Raw genomic sequence first — 18,028 nt, forward strand, 5'->3', positions numbered from 1 at the left:
TCCGCCAGGGACCGGCGGAACGCAGCCCCCGCGCCGCCGCGCCGGGGATCGCCGCGCCGGGTCAGCGGGACAGCGGCTTGACCCAGCGGCTCCACTGCGGCTGGCGCTCATAGCCCGCCGCGCCCCACGCACGGTGGGCGAGCCCGTTCTCATCGAGCACCATCGCGTCGCCGCGCCGCCCGCCCAGGGCCGTGAACCGCTGCTCGGCCGCCGCCAGCAGGGCCGTCGCCACGCCCCGGCGGCGGTGCCCGGGGTGGACGGCCAGCCGGTACAGATGGCAGCGCCAGCCGTCGAAACCGGCGATCACGGTTCCGGCGAGTTCCCCGTCCCGCTCGGCCAGCAGCAGCGACTCCGGGTCGCGGTCGAGCAGCCGGGCCACTCCGTCCCGGTCGTCGCTGATGCTGGTGCCCTCCGCCGCCTCCTTCCAGAAGGCGAGCACGGTGTCGAGGTCGGCGGGGGCCGCGGCCCGTATCCGAAGATCGTTCATGGCCGCATCCCATCATCGGGCGGACCGCGGCGTCGACGGGAATTCCGCCTGTTCAGCTCCCGTGCAGCTCCTCGATCACCGGGGCGAGCGCCGCCATGTTGTGCTCCAGCACGGTGAAGTACGAGAAGCCGAACCGCTTGCGGTGGGCCCGCAACTGCTCCGCCATCTCCTTGGCGTCGCCCAGCAGCAGCGCGGGGTGCTCGAGCATCTGCTCCTCGGTGAGGCCCGGTGCGTACGGGGCCAGCTCACGCACCTTGGCGCGCCGGTCGGAGCTGGGCCCGGCCATCTGGATGAGGTAGTTCAGCTCGATCGCATCGCCCGGCTCATCGGCCCCCTGCTCCGCCCGTCCCGCCTCGGCGGCGAAGCGGCGGAAGGCACCCACCCGCTCCTCCAGCGCCTCGGGGCTGATGAGCTGAAGAGCGCCCTGGGGTTTGCCGGGGGCCTGCACCGCCCCGGTGAAGGCCGCGATGTCCGCATGGCGCGCGGCCAGCCGCAGCAGCCGGTCGCCGTTGCCGCCGAGCAGCAGCGGCGGGCGCGGGGACTGGACGGGCCGCGGCCGGTGCTCGGAATCGGTCAGCAGACGCTCCAACTCGGCCACGGTATGCACCAGGTGGTCCACCCGCTCCCGGGGTGAGCCGAAGGGCAGCCCGGCGCTGTCGTGCTCGGCCTTGACATAGCCGGCGCCCAGGCCGAGCTCCAGCCGGCCGTCGGTCAGCGCGTCGCAGGTGGCCACCTCCCGGGCGAGCAGTGCGGGGTTCCAGAACCCGGCGTTGAGTACGAAGGTGCCCAGCCGTGGGCGCTCGGTCGCCTCGGCGGCGGTGGCCAGCGCCGGGAACGGGGCGGGGTTGCCGAGGTGGTCGGGGATGAGCAGCACGTCATAGCCGAGTTGCTCGGCGTGGCGGCACTTGGCCCGCCATGCCTCGGCCGATTCAAGGGTGAGCAGATTGACTCCGAAGCGGAACGGCCTTGCCATGAGCCCTCCTTGAGCGCGGATACGGCGAACGTATCCGAGATCGGCGCCGTTCGCGGCCCCCTCGTCCGCACTCTCGCTCACTCGCCCTCGTTCACCGGTCCGGCCGATCGGGCACCGGCCGAGGCCGGGGGCCCGGGGGCCGGTGCCCGGGGCTCAGCTCAGCGGGTCGGGTTCCGGCTCGGCGCCGTGCGTGGCCGTGGTGAAGATATGCATCCGCTCCAGCACCGCCTCGGCCGTGGGCCGCTCCATCCGGTCCACGATCCGGCCGTCGGCGAGGAAGAGCACCAGATCGGAGTGGGCGGCGGCGCTCGGGTCGTGGGTGACCATGACGACCGTCTGGCCCAGCTCGTCGACGGCCTCCCGCAGAAAGCGCAGCACCTCCAGGCCCGACCGTGAGTCCAGGTTGCCGGTGGGCTCATCCGCGAAGATCAGCTCGGGGCGGGAGGCGAGCGCCCGGGCGCAGGCCACCCGCTGCTGCTGTCCGCCGGAGAGCTGGGCGGGCCGGTGCCGCAGCCGGTCCCGCAGCCCGAGGGTGTCGATGACCCGGTCCACCCACTCCCGGTCGGGCTTATGGCCCGCGATGTCCATGGGCAGGGTGATGTTCTCGGCCGCGTTGAGCGTGGGCAGCAGATTGAACGACTGGAACATGAAGCCGATCCGGTCGCGCCGGAGCTGGGTCAGCTCCTTGTCGCCCAGGCCGGTGATCTCGGTGTCGCCCAGCCATGCCTGGCCCGACGAGACCGTGTCGAGACCGGCCAGACAGTGCATCAGGGTGGACTTGCCGGATCCGGACGGGCCCATCACCGCGGTGAACCTGCCCCGTTCGATCTCCACGTCCACCGCGTCCAGCGCGAGCACGGCGGTCTCGCCGCTGCCGTACGCCTTGGTCAGGGACCGGGCGCGGGCCGCCGCACGGGCGCCGCCCTCCGCGAATCCGTCCGTCTTCGTCGCCGCCGGTGTGGACACGATGCCTCCCCGTATCGGAACGTCGTGCCCTCGATGGTAGGGACCCGGCCGCCGATGCGCCCACCCGCGGACGCGGGCGTACACGAATGCGACGACCGACGCGAAGTGATGCCCGGCGTTACGGACGCGTGGGCGACTCCGGGCGGCGCGCGGCGCCCAGTACGCACGGGGACGTCGGCAGCGTCGGGCCCCGCTCGGGGATGCGCAGCCGGCGATGGCCGATCGGCTCGAAGCCCGCGGCCGCGATCTCGGAGCGCACCTCGCGCGCCGTATGGCAGCCGCCGAACATCAGCGGCCACACCGTGCGGTCCAGCGCCCGCTGGGCCGTCGCCAGGACCCGCCCCTCGGCGCGGCCGTGCTCGAGGAAGCGCAGCTCACCGCCGGGCCGCAGCACCCGCAGCAGCTCGGCGAGCGCCCGCCGCACATCGCGCACCGAGCACAGCACCAGACAGGCCACCGCCGCGTCGAACGCCTCGCTCTTGACCGGCAGCGCCTCGGCGACGCCCGGCACCACGTCCACCGGCACCCCGGCCCGCAGCCCCGCCCGGGTGGCCAGCCGCCGCAGATGGCGCTCGGGTTCGATGGCGACCACCTCGGAGACGGCTTCGGGGTAGTGGGGGAAGTTCAGCCCGTTGCCCGCGCCGATCTCGATGACCCGGCCGGACAGCCCGGCCAGCAGTTCGCCGCGCAGCTCACCGATCCCCGCCCGCTCGTCGGCCAGCGGGCTCATTCTGGCGTAGCAGCGGGCGAAGAGCGGGTGGTGGACGGCGTCACGCGGGGGTGTGCGACGGCATACGGGCATGGGAGCTCCCCCTTGTCCCAGGTACGGGCGATTTGTCCCAGGTGCGGGCGATGGACCGATACCGGGATTCTGCCCACGCGGAGGGCGTCGCTACGCGGCCAGCCGCGACGCGTCCCAGCTCCCGTCCAGCCGGGGCGCCAGCCAACCGGGCGCCTGGGCGCGGAAGTCGGCCGGCGGAAGGGCCGGGGCGCCCTGGGGGATGGCGCCCAGCAGCGGAACGCCGGATGAATCCGGCAGATCGGCCACATTGCAGCGGGAGGCGAGATCCGCGGCGGCGGGCCAGCTTCCGATGACGACGCCGGGGCACTCCAGCCCGCGGGCGCGCAGCGCCTCGGTGGTCAGGGTGGTCGCGTTGAGCGTGCCGAGGCCCGCGTGGGCGACGACGAGGACGGGTGCGCCGAGCAGCCGGGCCGCGTCGGCGAGCGTCGCCCCCGTCTCATCGAACCGTACGAGCAGCCCGCCCGCGCCCTCGACCAGCACCAGATCGTGCTCGGTGGCCAGCTTCTCGGCCGCCTCCGCCACCTCGTGCGGCCGCACCGGCGGCCGTCCGGCGCGGCGGGCGGCGGTGGCGGGGGCCAGCGGCTCGGGGTAGCGGGCGAGTTCGAGCACGGTCACCGCACCGGCGAGCCGGGCCACCTCCGCGGCGTCGCCCGGTTCGCCCTCCGCGACACCGGTCTGGGCGGGTTTGAGCACCGCCACCGAGCGGCCGCGGGCGAGCGCCGCGGCGGCGACGGCCGCCGTGCTGACGGTTTTTCCGATTTCGGTGCCCGTGCCGGTGACGACCAGTACTGACATCTTCGTTTCCGTTGCCTTTCGCTTTCGTTTGTGCTCCCGGTCTGCCCCGGTGTGCGGCCGGTCCCTTCCTGTGGGTGGGCGGCCGGCCGCGAGCGGGGCAGGCGGGTCAGACGGCCGCGGTCGCGGCCGTCCGTACCGCCGTGCAGATCCGGGCCAGATCGTGGTCGCCCGTGATGTACGGCGGCATGGTGTACAGCAGATCGCGGAACGGGCGCAGCCATACGCCCTCGCGCACCGCGGCCCGTGTCGCCGCCGCCATCCCCGCGTCGTCCAGCGGACGGTCGAGCTGGACGACGCCGATCGCGCCGAGCACCCGTACCTCCCGGACGCCCGGCAGTTCGGCCGCCTCCGCGAGCCCGTCGCGCAGCCCGGTCTCGATCCGCTTGACCTCCTGCCGCCAGTCGTAGGAGAGCAGCAGATCGATCGAGGCGCAGGCGACGGCCGTGGCCAGCGGATTGCCCATGAACGTCGGGCCGTGCGCGAGCACCGGCACCTCGCCGCGCGAGATGCCGTCCGCCACCCGCGGGGTGCACAGCGTGGCGGCCAGGGTCAGATAACCCCCGGTCAGCGCCTTGCCCAGACACATCACATCGGGGCACACCCCCGCGTGCTCGGCGGCGAAGAGGGTGCCCGAGCGGCCGAAGCCGGTGGCGATCTCGTCGAACACCAGCAGCACATCGTGCTCGTCGCACGCCTCGCGCAGCACCCGCAGCAGCGCGGGGGAGTGGAAACGCATCCCGCCCGCGCCCTGCACCACCGGCTCCACGATCACCGCGGCCAGCTCATGGGCGTGCCGGGCCACCAGCTCGCGGACGTGTGCCTCGTACGCCGGGTCTGGGTCCGCGTCGAAACCGGGCGGCGGCGCGTCCGCGAAGATCTGCTCGGGCAGCACTCCGGACCACAGCCGGTGCATGCCGCCGTCCGGGTCGCACACCGCCATCGGCTGCCAGGTGTCGCCGTGGTAGCCGCCGCGCCAGGTCAGCAGCCGCCGCTTGGCGGGGCGGCCGAGGGAGCGCCAGTACTGGAGGCACATCTTCACCGCGACCTCGACCGACACCGAACCGGAGTCGGCCAGGAACACATGGCGCAGCGGCTCCGGCGTGATCTCCACCAGCCGGGTGGCCAGCCGGACGGCGGGCTCATGGGTGAGCCCGCCGAACATCACATGGCTCATCCGGTCGAGCTGACCCCGCGCGGCGTCGTTGAGCGCCGGGTGGTTGTAGCCGTGGATGGCGGACCACCACGACGACATCCCGTCCACCAGCTCGCGGACGCCCTCCACCGGCTCGGCCAGCCGCAGCCGGACCCCGGCCGCGGACTCCACGACCAGGGGGTCCTGGCGGCCGGGCATCGGGCCGTACGGATGCCAGACGTGCTCGCGGTCCAGCGCCCGCAGCTCGGCCGGGGTGAGCGGCTCAGGCATTGGGCGGCAGATCCGTGCCCGCGCCGCGGCGGCGCACCGCGACCAGATCGGCGTGGGACCCCTCCGCGGCCGCCGGGGTGGAGGCCGTGACTCCGGCCGCCGCCTGGGCGGGTACGGCGTCGGCGGGCGCCGCGTCACCGCACGGGCCGCAGCCACCGCCCTCGCCGCCGTGGCCACCGCAGCCGGAACCGGCGGCGGCCAGCGCGTCCGCGCGGTGCTTGGGCAGCGTCGTGGTGTCGGTGCCCTCCACCTCGAAGCCCGCGTCGGCGATCATCGCCAGATCGTCCTTGCCCGACTGGCCCTCGGTGGTCAGATAGTCGCCGAGGAAGATCGAGTTCGCCAGGTTCAGGGCCAGCGGCTGGAGCGTCCGCAGATGGATCTCGCGGCCGCCCGCGAGCCGCACCTCCACGTCCGGGCAGACGAACCGCACCATCGCCAGGATCCGCAGACAGCGCTGCGGGGTGAGGTTCCAGTCCCCGGCCAGCGGGGTGCCCTCGATCGGGATGAGGAAGTTGACCGGCACCGAGTCCGGGTCCAGGTCGCGCAGCGAGAAGACCACGTCCACCAGGTCCTCGTCCGACTCGCCCATGCCCGCGATCAGCCCGGAGCAGGCGGACATCCCCGCCGCCTGGGCCTGCTGCACGGTCGAGACCCGGTCGGCGTAGGTGTGGGTGGTCGTGATGTCGCCGTAGGTCGCCTCGGAGGTGTTGAGGTTGTGGTTGTACGCGTTCGCCCCCGCGTCCTTCAGCCGCGCCGCCTGGCCGTCGGACAGCAGCCCCAGACAGGCGCAGATCTCGACGTCCTGGTGCTCCTCCTTGATGGCGGCGATGGTCTTCGAGACCCGGTCCACGTCGCGGTCGGTGGGACCGCGCCCGCTGGCCACCAGGCACACCCGCTTGGCGCCCCCCGCGACCCCGGCGCCCGCCGCGGCGGCCGCCTGCTCCGGCTTGAGCCAGGTGTACTTGAGGATCTCGGACTTCGAGCCCAGCCGCTGCGAGCAGTAGGAGCAGTCCTCGGGGCACAGCCCCGACTTCAGGTTGACCAGATAGTTGAGCTTCACCCGCCGCCCGAACCAGGCGCGGCGCACCTTGCCCGCCGCGGCCACCACATCGAGCAGCTCGTCATCGGAGGTCGCCAGGACGGCGAGCGCCTCTTCGCGGGTCGGCGATTCGCGCCGCAACCCCTTGTCCACCAGCGTGTTCAGCAGGTCCATGGCGACGATCCTTTCCTACCCCACCGCTCCCGGCCAAGGAGGGACCGTACAAGACGCGCGGATCGGGGTGTGGGTATTGCCACACCATGACCGGGCATGGAGGGGGCTACGTTCTATCCGGACCCGACAGTCGGTGCCCTTGACGAGGCCACGGAAGGCGAGGCAGCCGATGCCCCAGGACCGCCCGGACGACGCGTTCGCATGGATCGACGCACAGCGGGAGCGGCGCGACCGGGCCGGGCTGGTGCGCCGGCTCAGCCCCCGGCCCGCCGACTCCCCGCTGCTCGATCTGGCGAGCAACGACTATCTGGGGCTGGCCCGCCACCCGGAGGTGACGGCCGCCGCGGCCGCGGCGGCCGAGCGCTGGGGCGCGGGATCCACCGGATCGCGGCTGGTCACCGGCTCGACCGAGCTGCACACCACACTGGAGCGGGAACTCGCCGACTTCTGCGGTTTCGAGGCGGCCCTGGTGTTCTCCTCCGGCTACGCCGCCAATCTGGCCGCCGTCTCCGCGCTGAGCGGCCGGGACGCCCTGATCGTCTCCGACGCGGGCAATCACGCCTCGCTCATCGACGGCTGCCGGCTCTCCCGCGCCGAGGTGGCCGTCGTTCCGCACGCCGACCCGGACGCCGTGCGCAAGGCGCTGGGCGCGGCCGACGAGGACGCGCGGGAGCAGGCCGCCGAGGGGACCGGAGCGGTCCCGGCGCCCCGGCGCGCCCTCGCCGTCAGCGACTCGGTCTTCTCCGTCGACGGCGACGCCGCCCCGCTGGCCGCCCTCGCCGGGGCCTGCCGTGCCCATGGCGCGGCGCTGGTGGTGGACGAGGCGCACGGCCTGGGGGTGCTCGGCGAGGGCGGGCGCGGCGCGGTGCACGGGGCCGGGCTCGCGGGCGCGCCGGATGTGGTGGTCACGGCCACCCTCTCCAAGTCGCTGGGCAGCCAGGGCGGGGTGGTGCTGGGGCCCGCCCGGGTGATCGAGCATCTGGTGAACACCGCACGCACGTTCATCTTCGACACCGGGCTCAACCCGGCGGCCGTGGGCGCCGCCCTGGCGAGCCTGCGGCTGCTGCGCCGGGAGCCGGAGCGCGCCGCCCGCGTCCGTACGGTCGCCATGGGGCTGTACGGACGGCTGACCGCCGCCGGGCTGACCGCGGTGCGGCCGGACGCGTCGGTGGTGTCGGTGCGGGCCCCGTCGCCGGAGCAGGCGGTGCGCTGGGCAGCGGACTGCCGCGCGGCCGGGCTGCTGGTGGGGTGCTTCCGCCCGCCGTCCGTCCCCGACGGCATCTCGCGGCTGCGGCTGACGGCGCGGGGGGATCTGACGGAGGAGCAGGTCGACAGGGCGGTCGACGTGATCGTGAAGACCGCGCCGACCGCCTGATGGCTCACTGCCGGGAGGGTGAACGGATCAGCCGTTCACAGGCGGAACAGATACTTCACTGACGGATCAGCTTCCGGTTCCGGCCGAGCGGGAGGTGCCGGAGCCGAGGCCGTCGTCCTTGAGCCCCTCGAGGAAGGAGACCCAGGTCGACGGGGTGAACAGCAGGACGGGGCCCGCCGTGTTCTTCGAATCGCGCACGCCGAGCTGGTCGGACCCCAGCAGGGCCGTCTCGACGCAGTTGTTCATTCCGACGCTGTAGCTGCTGCGCAGCCAGTGGACGGACTTGGCGGACATACTGGACATGGTGCCCCCTCAGGCGCCGCCCCCGATTTTGTTGATGAAGGACAACGATTCCTCAGGTGTCAGGGCGCGGGTCCGCAGTACTTCGAACGCGGCGCTGTACGCCCGGAGGTCTTCTTTCCGCTCCAGATAGAGGCTACTCGTCAGGTGGTCGAGAACTACTACGTCCAGGTCACTAATGTGCGGAAAAGAGAAAATAATGAAAGGACCTGTCATACCAATGGGCATTCCGATAGAGAATGGCAGCACCTGAAGTCGCACCTGAGGCAATGCGCACAGTTTGGCCAGATGGCTCAATTGCGCTGCCATCACCTCCGGTCCGCCCACCTCGCGCCGCAGCGCCGCCTCGTCCAGCACCGCGTGCAGTCGCAGCGGCCGCTCGCCGTGCAGCACCGACTGCCGCGCGATCCGCACCTCCACCAGCGAGTCCACCTGGGGCCGCGGCAGATCCGGGAGCGCCGCGAGGGTCACCGCCCGGGCGTAGTCCGGGGTCTGGAGCAGACCGGGCACCACCGTGGTCTCCAGGGTGTACGCGTCCGACGCCTCCGCCTCCAGGCTGATGAAGTCCCGGTAGGCGGGCGGCAGTAGATCGCGGTACGCGTACCACCAGCCGCGCCGCGACCCCTCCGGATCCGAGGCGCCCCCGCGGCACAGCGCCTCCAGCAGGGCGCGCAGCTCCGGGTCGGCGACCTCGTAGAGCTCCAGCAGCCGCGCCACATCCGAGGGTTTGGCTCCGCTCCGGCCGGTCTCGATCCGGCTCACCTTCGACTGATGCCAGCCCAGCCGCTGGGCGGCCTCGCCGCTGGTGAGTCCGGCCAGATCGCGCTGGCGGCGGAGTTCCGCACCGAGCTTGCGACGTCGCACCGCCGGGCCGTACCGCATGAGTTCTCCCTCCCGCCTTTCCCCTTGCCGGCGCGGCACCCACAGCGCGTGTCGCACCAGTGGCCCAGTGTGCCTTCCAAATCCGGTTTTCCGTAGCAGAGTTCACCGCTTTGGGCGACAGATATATGCATAACTCGGTGGATCGCCCCCGTTGCGGCGGCCATCGGTGGCACTCTGACGCGTAGAGCCGTCAGGGCAGCCCACGACTCACCGGCTTCGCAGCTCCACCTTCCAACGCGTCCGCAGGCGCGCCCCGGCGGGAAAGGGACAGGCCGTCATGGCAGACCATCAGGAAGCATCCGTCACTCTGCCGAGCGCACCGGCGTCGGTTCCCGCGGCACGTGCCTATGTCACGGACGTGCTCGCCGAATGGGGGCTCGGGCAGGGAGGGGAGGCCGCCGACACCGTGCGGCTGATCGTCTCCGAGCTCGCGACCAACGCCGTGGAGCACACCGTGGGCCAGTCGCCCACCTTCACCGTGGACCTGCGGCTCGACCGCGAGCAGCGGCTGGAGATCGGGGTCACCGACAGCCACCCCAAGTGGCCCCGCTGGCTGCCGCTGGCCACCCAGCAGGACAGCGGGCGCGGCATGGTCATCGTGCGCTGTCTGGCCGCGGAGTCGGGCGGCGAGGTGTTTGTCACCCCGACCGCGGACGGCGGCAAGACCGTCTGGATCGCCCTGCCGTGGACCGTGCCGGTCCGCTGACCCCGCTCACAGCACCCGCTGGGCCTGCCCCTCCGAGGCCCGCGCCTCGGCGAGCTGACGGATCCGGGTGAAGACCCGCCCGGCCGCCGGGCCGATCAGATAGTGCGGCATGTCGCCGCGCTCGATCACCCCGTACCGGCTCGTGCCCATCAGATACGAGGAGTACAGGATCAGCCCGCTGGGCCGGTGCATATCGACGGTGAGCGCCGAGAAGCCGGGGAACTCGTCCGTCTGATAGACGTGCAGGCCCTCCGCCTCCGCCCCATAGCGCTCCTTGAAACGGCCGAACCGCTCCAGCGAATCCTTGATCTTCCGCGTCATGTCCTCCTGGTACTGGCGGGAGAGCGTGGCCGCCGCGTCCGAGGACGGGTCCAGCAGATAGCAGCGGTAGGTGCCGCCCCGGCGCAGCAGCCCGAGGATCGCGTCACGAAAGCGGGCCGGACGCTCGGTGGTGACCAGCCGGTTGGAGGAGGTGCGCAGCGCCGTCCCCATGTCGAGGACCTCCTCGCCCGCCGCGTCCAGCAGCCGCGCCTTCTCCTGGGGGCTCGGCCGCTCCGGATACGCGTGCACCGGGGAGCCCTCCGCGAGCCCCCGGCCCGCCAGCCACGCCTTGGCCGCTCCGCCCGGACCGCCGTCGCCCGCCATCAGATAGACGTCCTTGCCCTCATGGCTTCCTACATGGGCGAACAGCTCCGCATACGGCCCCGCGGTGCGGTACACATCCTCCGAGACCGCCAGGCAGTCCGCCGGAGTCGCCTTCTCCAGATGCGCGGCCAGATTGATGTCGGGGGAGTGGATGGTGCCGGTCCGGCCCTCGCCGGTGTGCCGTATCGCCCCCTTGTGCAACGCCATCCGCACATGCAGCTCCCCGTCCACCCCCGCCTGCGCGAACTCGTCGCGCAGATGGCGCAGGTCCAGGGTGAGAAAGGTGCGGGCCGCCTCCAGCGCGACATCGCGGGCCACGCTCTCGCTGTCGTCATGGACCGCGAAGAAGCCCCCGTCGCCGCGCCAGCTCCATAAGTCGCTGCGGGCACAGCGCCGCTGCGCCGAGAGCTGCCCGATCCGGGCGCGCATCCGCTCGCGCAGCAGATCGAAGGCGTGCGCGGCGCGGTCCCTGGGGTTCGAGCGGACGATCGTCGAATAGCCGGAGGTGTCGACGAAGAGGAGATACACCTGGTCGTAGGTCCGGTCGGCCTGGAAGGGCTCACCGTGGAACGGCTCGCCGTGCGAAGGCCCGTTCATGCCGGCACCAGACCGCGTTCCACGGCGCTGCGCTCCACACAGAACTCATTGCCCTCGATGTCGGCCATCACCACCCACCCCAGGCCGTCGTCCGTCCGCCGGTCGTCCACTACGGAGGCGCCGAGCCCGATCAGCCGCTCCACCTCGGCGTCCCGGGTGCCCGACGGGGGCTGGATGTCCAGGTGCACGCGGTTCTTGACGGTCTTGGAGTCCGGGACCCGGATGAAGAGCAGCCCCGGCACCCCGGCTTGCCCCGAGCTGATCAGCACCTCGTCGTCGTCCGGCTCCGAGTCCTCCAGGGGGTAGCCGGTCAGCCGGGACCAGAACCGCGCGAGGGCATGGGGGTCACGGGCGTCGATGGTGATGTGCCGGACCGGGTTGAGATACGCCATGACAAGCCTCCGGTGGTCGACGGGGCCGGTCCACGGCGGTGTGGCCCGGCCCCGTCAACCTACCCACGGTCACTGACACCTACGGCGGGGTCAGCGCACATGTCCGTACCAGACCTTCTTGGTCCAGATCCGCTCCAGCCGCACCACCGTGCCGGTCTTGGGGGCGTGCCAGATCCGGCCGCCGCCCGCGTACAGGCCGACGTGGTAGACCCCGCTCCCGGAGTGGAAGAACACCAGGTCCCCGCCCTTGCGGGAACCGGCCTTGATGTGGCGGGTCCGGTTGTACTGCGCGGCCGCGGTGCGCGGCAGCCGCTTCCCGGCCCGCTTGTAGGCGTACAGCGTCAGCCCGGAGCAGTCGAAGCGCCTGGGCCCCTGGGCCCCGTACTTGTACGGTGCGCCCTTCTTCGACGCCGCGATCCGCAGCGCCTTGGCCGCGACGGTCGCGGCCTCGGCCTCCGGTGGATACCCCGGGGCCGCCACGGTGCCCCCCACAGCGGCGACGGTGAGGGCTGAGACGGCGCTCGCTCGCGAGAACATCCTGGGGATACGTATGTGCTCAGACATCACGCGCCACCCTTCGTGGGCCGACTCCGCCCCGGTGCGGTGGCGGAGTCCTGTCGTCCGTCCCCTGGGATGGTCACGCAGCCGCGCCGCGGGTTCCGAGTCGAGAGGGCGCGGTGTGACGGTGGTCACGGCGGGGCCGTTCGGGTGATGCCTGCCGCCCCACCCACGTCCGTGACCTGCGCGAATGGCCGCGCCGAGGCGTGGTGGGGCGGACGGGGCGCGGACCCGGGGCGCCTCCGGGCCGCAAGCCGGGCCCGCCCGGGCCGCCGGAATCCCACTCCGCCGTTCGGGTGACGGCTCCGGGTACCGACGGGCGACGGATCCGCGCTCCCGGCGGGCGACGGCCCCGCGTCCGCGAGGGGCGGCTGCCCCGCGCTTCCGGCGGGCGCGTCTCAGGCGCGCAGCGCCGGGGGCAGCGTGACCCGCTCCGCGCGCCGCTCCCCGTCCAGCACCCGCAGCGCCCGGGCCAGGGTCGCGGCGTGCAGCTCGCTCTCCCCGCGCTCATGCATCAGCGCCAGCGCGTCCCGCAGCGCGGTGGCCTTCCCCACCAGGGCCTGGGCGGCCCGCAGACCGCCGTAGGTGTCGCGGCCGCGCGCCGGGTTGATCCGGCCCAGCAGATCGACCACGTCCAGATAGCCGTCCACGACGCCCCCCTCCGCGCGGGTGAGCGCGGGCAGCGGGGGCAGCTCCGGTGGCAGCACCCCGCTCACCTCGCCCGCAGTGGCGCGCCCGGCCGCTTACGGCTCTGGGTGACCTGGTCCACCAGCCCGTACGCCACCGCGCCCTGGGCATCGAAGATCTTGTCGCGGTCGATATCGGCCCGGATCCGCTCGGCGCTCTGCCCGGTGTGCCGCACCAGCATCTGCTCGAGCGTCTCCTGGGTGCGCCGCAGCTCATTCGCCTGGATCTCGAGATCGGAGGTGGTGCCCTCGACCGGCTCGGCGAACGCGGCCTGGTGGATGAGGATCCGCGCGCCCGGCAGGGCCAGCCGCTTGCCCGGGGTGCCGGCGGCCAGCAGTACGGCGGCGGCCGAGGCGGCCTGGCCCAGGCAGATCGTCTCGATGTCGCAGGAGATGAAGCGCAGGGTGTCGTAGACCGCCGTCATGGCCCCGAACGAGCCGCCGGGCGAGTTGATGTAGAGCGAGATGTCCTGGTCGGGCGCGGCGTGCTCGAGATGGATGAGCTGCGCGATCACATCGTTGGCGGCGGTGTCGTCGATGGGGGTGCCGAGGAAGACGATGCGCTCGGAGAGCAGCTTGGAGTACGGGTCCATGGTGTGCGTCCCCGAGCTGGTGCGCTCGGTGAATTCGGGCAGGACATAGCGCGCGGTCGATCGTTCCATCGCGTCACCTCTCGGCGTCGTCGGGCGTCGTTGGCTTGGCTCCGTAAAAAATGTACAGGATGTACATCCCGATATGATGGGAGCATGGCTTACGAGATTCCGGTGACGCAAGCCCGTGCAGAGCTCGCGGAGCTGATCAACCGCGTGGTGTACGGCGGCGAGAGGGTGGTCGTCACGCGCCACGGGAAGCCGCTTGTCGCCCTGGTGTCCGCCGCTGACCTGCGGCGGCTTGAGGAGATCGAGGCGGACGCGGAGGAGCGCGCGGAGGAGCAGGTGATCAGTACCGTGTCGGCGACGCGCCCCACCTCGTCCGCTCCGGGTGAACGGCGGCGCTTCGGCATCGCGGCGGAACACAACGGCCCGGACGCCGGGGATCGGCGTCCGGGCCGCGAGAAGTGACGGACGGGACGGGACCGGCTCAGCGCCGGTCGGGTGCTGGGATGCTCGTCAGGAGCTGAGCGTCCAGATCGCGTTGGCGATGGCGTCGGTGTTCAGGTCCAGCGCCTTGTCGTCGATGTTCGACGTCTTGTCACAGGCGGAGTGGTAGCACGGGTCGAACGCCTCGCCCGCCTTGCCGCCCCACTTGTCGGCCTGCTCCTGGCTCATGGTGGCCTCGGCACCGGTGAACAGACCGCCGACCCGCACTCCCGCGTCCTTGAACGGGGCGTGGTCCGAGCGGCCGTCGCCCTCGGTCTCCGGGTCGGTGGAGATGTTCTTCGCGCCGTACCAGTCGGTGAAGACCTTCTCCAGCTCGGGGTCGTCGTCATAGACGAAGTAGCCCGGGTTGGGGGAGCCGAGCATGTCGAAGTTGAGATAGGAGTCGATCTTCGACTTGTCGCCGTCCGCCAGGCTGTCGACGTAGTGCGTCGAGCCGACCATGCCGTCCTCCTCGTCGCCCCACCAGGCGAACCGCAGATGCTTGGTGGGCTGGAGGTCGGCCTTGGCCACGGCGAGCGCGACCTCGAGGATCGCGGCCGAGCCGGAACCGTTGTCGTTGATGCCGGGGCCGGCCTCGACCGAGTCGAGATGCGATCCGGCCATCACGACCTTGTCCTCGGAGCCGCCCTTCCAGTCGGCGATGAGGTTGTAGCCCTTCTTGCCGCCGGAGGTGAACTCCTGGACGGAGGTGGTGAATCCGGCCGCGTCCAGCTTGCCCTTGATGAAGTCCACGGACTTCTGGTAGCCGGGCCGGCCATGGGCGCGGTTGCCGCCGTTGGCGTCGGCGATGGACTGAAGTTCGCCCAGATCGGCCTTGACCGCCGCGACGTCCACGTCGGGGGCCGCGGCCTTGTTGTTGGTGGCCTCGGCGCCGGAGGCGCCGGTCAGCAGGGCCGCGGTGAGCGCGGCACCGGTTGCCGCCGCGAGGGTACCGCGGCGAAATGACACTATTCGCTTCACAGTTGGGCTCCGTTGTGATGTGGGGGGTTGGAGCGGAACAGGTGAATCATGGTGGTGCGGTGATGAGAATCGGGGGTACGCGGCGGGGCCGTCAAGTGCGATAGGCGGACACAGAGGTCCGCCGAGCGGAAATCGGGTGCCGGGCCGGAGCCTGTCCGAGGCCCGTCCGACCGTCTTGACCAGCGGCGATGGGGGACTGATCAGTTAACGCTGACGAAACGCCACGGAACTAGCCTGCTCAGTCCGGGTGCGAGCCGCTCCGGACGTGCTAGCGGGTGGTTTCCGCCGGGCGGTACGAAGATGGGGGGGATGAGGTGGGAAGCATGCGATTGACCCCACATGAGCAGGAACGTCTGCTCATCCATGTGGCCGCCGACGTGGCCGAGAAGCGACGGGCCCGGGGCGTACTCCTCAACCACCCCGAGGCGACGGCGCTGATCACCGCCCACATCCTGGAGGGGGCCCGGGACGGCCGCGGCGTCGCCGAGCTGATGGCCTCCGGCCGCCAGGTGCTCACCCGCGACGAGGTCATGGAGGGCGTCCCCGAGATGCTCCACGACGTCCAGGTCGAGGCCACCTTCCCCGACGGCACCAAGCTGGTCACCGTCCATCAGCCGATCGCCTGACGGGAGGGCGTATCCGTGATCCCCGGAGAGATCCGCCACGCCGATGAGCCGGTGACCCTCAACGAGGGGCGGCCCGTCACCCGGCTCACCGTGCTCAACGCCGCCGACCGGCCCGTCCAGATCGGCTCCCACTACCACTTCGCCGAGGCCAACCCCGGCCTCGACTTCGACCGCGCCGCCGCCCGCGGCAAGCGGCTGAACATCGCCGCGGGCACCGCCGTGCGCTTCGAACCCGGCATTCCCGTCGAGGTCGCCCTGATCCCGATCGCGGGGGAGCGGATCGTGCCGGGGCTGCGCGGGGAGACGGGAGGACGGCTCGATGACTGAGCTCCACCGCGCGGCGTACGCCGATCTCTTCGGCCCCACCACCGGGGACCGTATCCGGCTCGCCGACACCGACCTGTTCATCGAGATCGAGGAGGACCGCGGCGGCGGACCCGGCCGGGCCGGGGACGAGGCGGTCTTCGGCGGCGGCAAGGTGATCCGCGAATCCATGGGCCAGTCCCGCGCCACCCGCGCCGAGGGCACCCCCGACACCGTGATCACCGGCGCGGTCGTCCTCGACCACTGGGGCGTCGTCAAGGCGGATATCGGCCTGCGTGACGGCCGTATCACCGGCATCGGCAAGGCCGGGAACCCCGACACCATGGACGGCGTCCACCCCGACCTCGTCATCGGGCCCGAGACCGAGGTCATCGCGGGCAACGGCAGGATCCTCACCGCGGGCGCCATCGACGCCCATGTCCACTTCATCTCCCCGACCCTCGTCGAGCAGGCGCTCTGCTCCGGGATCACCACCCTCGTCGGCGGCGGCACCGGCCCCGCCGAGGGCACCAAGGCCACCACCATCACCCCCGGCCCCTGGCATCTCGCCCGGATGTTCGAGGCGCTGGAGGGATATCCGGTCAACATCGGACTGCTCGGCAAGGGCAACACCGTCTCGCGCGAGGCGATGTGGTCCCAACTGCGCGGCGGAGCCCTCGGCTTCAAGATCCATGAGGACTGGGGGGCGACCCCCGCCGCCATCGACGCCTGCCTCGGCGTCTGCGAGGAGAGCGGCGCCCAGCTCGCCATCCACACCGACACCCTCAACGAGGCGGGCTTCGTCGGCGACACCCTCGCCGCCATCGCCGGGCGCTCCGTGCACGCGTATCACACCGAGGGCGCGGGCGGCGGGCACGCACCCGACATCATCACCGTGGTCTCCCAGCCGAATGTGCTGCCCAGCTCCACCAATCCGACCCGTCCGCACACCGTCAACACCGTCGAGGAACACCTCGACATGCTGATGGTCTGCCACCACCTCAACCCGGCCGTCCCCGAGGACCTCGCCTTCGCCGAATCCCGCATCCGGCCCAGCACCATCGCCGCCGAGGACGTACTGCACGACCTCGGCGCGATCTCGATCATCTCCTCCGACTCCCAGGCCATGGGACGGATCGGCGAGGTGGTGCTGCGCACCTGGCAGACCGCGCATGTGATGAAACGGCGGCGCGGGGCGTTGGCCGGGGACGGCCGCGCCGACAACCACCGGGCACGTCGCTATGTCGCCAAATACACCATCAATCCGGCGGTCGCCCAGGGCCTCGACGGGGAGATCGGCTCGGTGGAGCCGGGGAAGCTGGCCGACCTGGTGCTGTGGGACCCGGCGTTCTTCGGCGTCAAACCGCAATTGGTGATCAAGGGCGGACAGATCGCCTACGCGCAGATGGGCGACGCCAACGCCTCCATCCCGACCCCGCAACCGGTCCTGCCGCGCCCCATGTTCGGCGCGCTCGGCCGCGCGGCGGCCACGGGCTCGGTCAACTTCGTGACCCAGGCGGCGCTGGACGACGGGCTGGTGGACCGGCTGGCGCTCGGCAAGCGGTTCGCCCCCATCCGCTCCACGCGAGGGGTCACGAAGGGGGACATGCGGGAGAACGACGCCCTGCCGCGGGTCGAGGTCGACCCCGATACGTTCACGGTGACGATCGACGGCGAGCCCGTGGAACCCGCCCCGGCGGGGGAACTGCCCATGGCCCAGCGGTACTTCCTCTTCTGACGGGACCGTCATGACCAGGAACGAGATCCCGCCGCCGCCCACTCCCGGGGATGGCCGCGGCGGCGCGGCCACGGGTGGCCGGTCGGCGGACTCTCCCCCACCCCGCCCCTTCCCGCAACCAGGGGACGCCGCCCCCTGGACCCCCGCCACTCCGCCGCTTGGCGGCCCGGATCAGGCCCGTCAGACGGCGGAAGGCGCAGCTCTCGGGCGAGCGGCGGGCGCGGGGCAACGGGGCATGCGTGGCCGGCCCGGGGCCGGGGCTGTGGCCCCCGGTGCGGTTGAGGGCGAAGCTGGTGGCGGGGTTCAGGGCGAAGCCCGTGGTGGGGTTCGCGGCGAACTGCCCGGTGGGGTTGGGGGTGAACTGTCCGGTGGGGCCCGGGGCAAAGTGCCCGGCGGGGTCCGTGGTGATGCGCCCGGCGGGGTCCGTGGTGATGCGCCCGGTGGGGTCTGGGGTGAAGCCCGTGGTGAGGGCTGCGAGCCCCCTGGCGGAGTGAAGGGCGG

Annotated in this window: 21 protein-coding genes; 6 read left to right on the top strand and 15 right to left on the bottom strand. The window is 72.1% G+C overall.

The window, feature by feature from the left end; all coding sequences use genetic code 11:
- Positions 1 to 61: 61 nt before the first annotated feature.
- The 7 genes from ACK1X7_RS41330 to bioB form a co-directional block, all read right to left on the bottom strand.
- Entirely contained in the window at positions 62 to 487 is a 426-nt protein-coding gene (locus ACK1X7_RS41330) for a GNAT family N-acetyltransferase (protein WP_385153132.1), read from the bottom strand.
- Between the two features lie 52 nt (positions 488 to 539).
- Entirely contained in the window at positions 540 to 1,460 is a 921-nt protein-coding gene (locus tag ACK1X7_RS41335; RefSeq protein WP_385153129.1) for an LLM class F420-dependent oxidoreductase, read from the bottom strand.
- 153 nt (positions 1,461 to 1,613) lie between these two features.
- Entirely contained in the window at positions 1,614 to 2,426 is an 813-nt protein-coding gene (locus tag ACK1X7_RS41340; protein ID WP_385153126.1) for an ABC transporter ATP-binding protein, read from the bottom strand.
- Positions 2,427 to 2,544: 118 nt separating this feature from the next.
- Entirely contained in the window at positions 2,545 to 3,228 is a 684-nt protein-coding gene (locus ACK1X7_RS41345; protein WP_385153123.1) for a class I SAM-dependent methyltransferase, read from the bottom strand.
- 90 nt (positions 3,229 to 3,318) lie between these two features.
- Entirely contained in the window at positions 3,319 to 4,023 is a 705-nt protein-coding gene (gene bioD / locus ACK1X7_RS41350; protein ID WP_390794064.1) for a dethiobiotin synthase, read from the bottom strand.
- Positions 4,024 to 4,129: 106 nt separating this feature from the next.
- The gene (locus ACK1X7_RS41355) at positions 4,130 to 5,446 is read right to left on the bottom strand and encodes an adenosylmethionine--8-amino-7-oxononanoate transaminase (protein WP_413116473.1); all 1,317 of its coding nucleotides are present in this window, start codon (positions 5,444 to 5,446) and stop codon (positions 4,130 to 4,132) included.
- Positions 5,439 to 6,659 (bottom strand): biotin synthase BioB, encoded by a 1,221-nt coding sequence (gene bioB, locus ACK1X7_RS41360; protein WP_216348001.1) that lies wholly within the window; start codon positions 6,657 to 6,659, stop codon positions 5,439 to 5,441. Before bioB ends, ACK1X7_RS41355 begins: the two co-directional genes overlap by 8 nt.
- 169 nt (positions 6,660 to 6,828) lie before the next feature.
- Between bioB and ACK1X7_RS41365 the strand changes: the two genes are divergently transcribed.
- Positions 6,829 to 8,034, top strand: coding sequence for an 8-amino-7-oxononanoate synthase (locus ACK1X7_RS41365; protein ID WP_390794067.1), 1,206 nt, complete (start codon positions 6,829 to 6,831; stop codon positions 8,032 to 8,034).
- Positions 8,035 to 8,100: 66 nt separating this feature from the next.
- On the opposite strand, the gene ACK1X7_RS41370 is transcribed toward ACK1X7_RS41365, so the two are convergent.
- Positions 8,101 to 8,337, bottom strand: coding sequence for a DUF397 domain-containing protein (locus tag ACK1X7_RS41370; RefSeq protein ID WP_216347811.1), 237 nt, complete (start codon positions 8,335 to 8,337; stop codon positions 8,101 to 8,103).
- Positions 8,338 to 8,346: 9 nt separating this feature from the next.
- On the bottom strand, positions 8,347 to 9,216 hold the full coding sequence (locus ACK1X7_RS41375; RefSeq protein WP_385148842.1) for a helix-turn-helix domain-containing protein: 870 nt from the start codon (positions 9,214 to 9,216) through the stop codon (positions 8,347 to 8,349).
- Between the two features lie 277 nt (positions 9,217 to 9,493).
- Here ACK1X7_RS41375 and ACK1X7_RS41380 point away from each other — a divergent pair, with 277 nt between their 5' ends.
- Complete coding sequence (locus ACK1X7_RS41380; RefSeq protein WP_137968629.1) at positions 9,494 to 9,922, top strand: ATP-binding protein; 429 nt, start codon at positions 9,494 to 9,496, stop codon at positions 9,920 to 9,922.
- Between the two features lie 6 nt (positions 9,923 to 9,928).
- Here ACK1X7_RS41380 and ACK1X7_RS41385 read toward each other — a convergent pair whose 3' ends face one another.
- The 5 genes from ACK1X7_RS41385 to ACK1X7_RS41405 all read right to left on the bottom strand — a co-directional run bounded on the left by ACK1X7_RS41385 (position 9,929) and on the right by ACK1X7_RS41405 (position 13,462).
- The gene (locus ACK1X7_RS41385; RefSeq protein WP_385148845.1) at positions 9,929 to 11,164 is read right to left on the bottom strand and encodes a hypothetical protein; all 1,236 of its coding nucleotides are present in this window, start codon (positions 11,162 to 11,164) and stop codon (positions 9,929 to 9,931) included.
- Positions 11,161 to 11,556: a VOC family protein gene (locus tag ACK1X7_RS41390; RefSeq protein ID WP_385148848.1), complete on the bottom strand. Its 396-nt coding sequence runs from the start codon at positions 11,554 to 11,556 to the stop codon at positions 11,161 to 11,163. Before ACK1X7_RS41390 ends, ACK1X7_RS41385 begins: the two co-directional genes overlap by 4 nt.
- A 90-nt stretch (positions 11,557 to 11,646) precedes the next feature.
- Positions 11,647 to 12,120, bottom strand: a complete 474-nt coding sequence (locus ACK1X7_RS41395) for a C40 family peptidase (RefSeq protein ID WP_385148851.1) — start codon at positions 12,118 to 12,120, stop codon at positions 11,647 to 11,649.
- 392 nt (positions 12,121 to 12,512) lie between these two features.
- Complete coding sequence (locus ACK1X7_RS41400) at positions 12,513 to 12,821, bottom strand: hypothetical protein (RefSeq protein WP_385148854.1); 309 nt, start codon at positions 12,819 to 12,821, stop codon at positions 12,513 to 12,515.
- 5 nt (positions 12,822 to 12,826) lie between these two features.
- Complete coding sequence (locus ACK1X7_RS41405) at positions 12,827 to 13,462, bottom strand: ATP-dependent Clp protease proteolytic subunit (protein WP_385148857.1); 636 nt, start codon at positions 13,460 to 13,462, stop codon at positions 12,827 to 12,829.
- Positions 13,463 to 13,546: 84 nt separating this feature from the next.
- On the opposite strand from ACK1X7_RS41405, the gene ACK1X7_RS41410 reads away from it, so the two are divergent.
- Entirely contained in the window at positions 13,547 to 13,861 is a 315-nt protein-coding gene (locus ACK1X7_RS41410) for a type II toxin-antitoxin system Phd/YefM family antitoxin (protein ID WP_385113461.1), read from the top strand.
- Positions 13,862 to 13,909: 48 nt separating this feature from the next.
- Here ACK1X7_RS41410 and ACK1X7_RS41415 read toward each other — a convergent pair whose 3' ends face one another.
- The gene (locus tag ACK1X7_RS41415) at positions 13,910 to 14,860 is read right to left on the bottom strand and encodes a M28 family metallopeptidase (RefSeq protein WP_216344296.1); all 951 of its coding nucleotides are present in this window, start codon (positions 14,858 to 14,860) and stop codon (positions 13,910 to 13,912) included.
- A 323-nt stretch (positions 14,861 to 15,183) separates the two neighbouring features.
- On the opposite strand from ACK1X7_RS41415, the gene ACK1X7_RS41420 reads away from it, so the two are divergent.
- From ACK1X7_RS41420 to ACK1X7_RS41430, 3 genes are read left to right on the top strand one after another with little or no spacing between them, the layout of a single operon-like run.
- On the top strand, positions 15,184 to 15,486 hold the full coding sequence (locus ACK1X7_RS41420; protein WP_059145814.1) for an urease subunit gamma: 303 nt from the start codon (positions 15,184 to 15,186) through the stop codon (positions 15,484 to 15,486).
- Positions 15,487 to 15,501: 15 nt separating this feature from the next.
- On the top strand, positions 15,502 to 15,813 hold the full coding sequence (locus ACK1X7_RS41425; RefSeq protein ID WP_361505987.1) for an urease subunit beta: 312 nt from the start codon (positions 15,502 to 15,504) through the stop codon (positions 15,811 to 15,813).
- Positions 15,806 to 17,527, top strand: coding sequence for an urease subunit alpha (locus ACK1X7_RS41430; RefSeq protein ID WP_390794069.1), 1,722 nt, complete (start codon positions 15,806 to 15,808; stop codon positions 17,525 to 17,527). Before ACK1X7_RS41425 ends, ACK1X7_RS41430 begins: the two co-directional genes overlap by 8 nt.
- Positions 17,528 to 18,028 lie beyond the last annotated feature (501 nt).

It is taken from the genome of Streptomyces sp. CY-1 (genome assembly GCF_047218265.1).
Taxonomy (GTDB): domain Bacteria; phylum Actinomycetota; class Actinomycetes; order Streptomycetales; family Streptomycetaceae; genus Streptomyces; species Streptomyces niphimycinicus.

Bases quoted from the DNA above. Each gene is read 5' to 3' on its own strand.
- bioB (WP_216348001.1), bottom strand. From the start codon at position 6,659: ATGGACCTGCTGAACACGCTGGTGGACAAGGGGTTGCGGCGCGAATCG.
- ACK1X7_RS41345 (WP_385153123.1), bottom strand. From the start codon at position 3,228: ATGCCCGTATGCCGTCGCACACCCCCGCGTGACGCCGTCCACCACCCG.
- ACK1X7_RS41405 (WP_385148857.1), bottom strand. From the start codon at position 13,462: ATGGAACGATCGACCGCGCGCTATGTCCTGCCCGAATTCACCGAGCGC.
- ACK1X7_RS41390 (WP_385148848.1), bottom strand. From the start codon at position 11,556: ATGGCGTATCTCAACCCGGTCCGGCACATCACCATCGACGCCCGTGAC.
- ACK1X7_RS41375 (WP_385148842.1), bottom strand. From the start codon at position 9,216: ATGCGGTACGGCCCGGCGGTGCGACGTCGCAAGCTCGGTGCGGAACTC.
- ACK1X7_RS41395 (WP_385148851.1), bottom strand. From the start codon at position 12,120: ATGTCTGAGCACATACGTATCCCCAGGATGTTCTCGCGAGCGAGCGCC.
- ACK1X7_RS41410 (WP_385113461.1), top strand. From the start codon at position 13,547: ATGGCTTACGAGATTCCGGTGACGCAAGCCCGTGCAGAGCTCGCGGAG.
- bioD (WP_390794064.1), bottom strand. From the start codon at position 4,023: ATGTCAGTACTGGTCGTCACCGGCACGGGCACCGAAATCGGAAAAACC.
- ACK1X7_RS41355 (WP_413116473.1), bottom strand. From the start codon at position 5,446: ATGCCTGAGCCGCTCACCCCGGCCGAGCTGCGGGCGCTGGACCGCGAG.
- ACK1X7_RS41330 (WP_385153132.1), bottom strand. From the start codon at position 487: ATGAACGATCTTCGGATACGGGCCGCGGCCCCCGCCGACCTCGACACC.
- ACK1X7_RS41385 (WP_385148845.1), bottom strand. From the start codon at position 11,164: ATGAACGGGCCTTCGCACGGCGAGCCGTTCCACGGTGAGCCCTTCCAG.
- ACK1X7_RS41380 (WP_137968629.1), top strand. From the start codon at position 9,494: ATGGCAGACCATCAGGAAGCATCCGTCACTCTGCCGAGCGCACCGGCG.
- ACK1X7_RS41370 (WP_216347811.1), bottom strand. From the start codon at position 8,337: ATGTCCAGTATGTCCGCCAAGTCCGTCCACTGGCTGCGCAGCAGCTAC.
- ACK1X7_RS41420 (WP_059145814.1), top strand. From the start codon at position 15,184: ATGCGATTGACCCCACATGAGCAGGAACGTCTGCTCATCCATGTGGCC.
- ACK1X7_RS41365 (WP_390794067.1), top strand. From the start codon at position 6,829: ATGCCCCAGGACCGCCCGGACGACGCGTTCGCATGGATCGACGCACAG.
- ACK1X7_RS41430 (WP_390794069.1), top strand. From the start codon at position 15,806: ATGACTGAGCTCCACCGCGCGGCGTACGCCGATCTCTTCGGCCCCACC.
- ACK1X7_RS41335 (WP_385153129.1), bottom strand. From the start codon at position 1,460: ATGGCAAGGCCGTTCCGCTTCGGAGTCAATCTGCTCACCCTTGAATCG.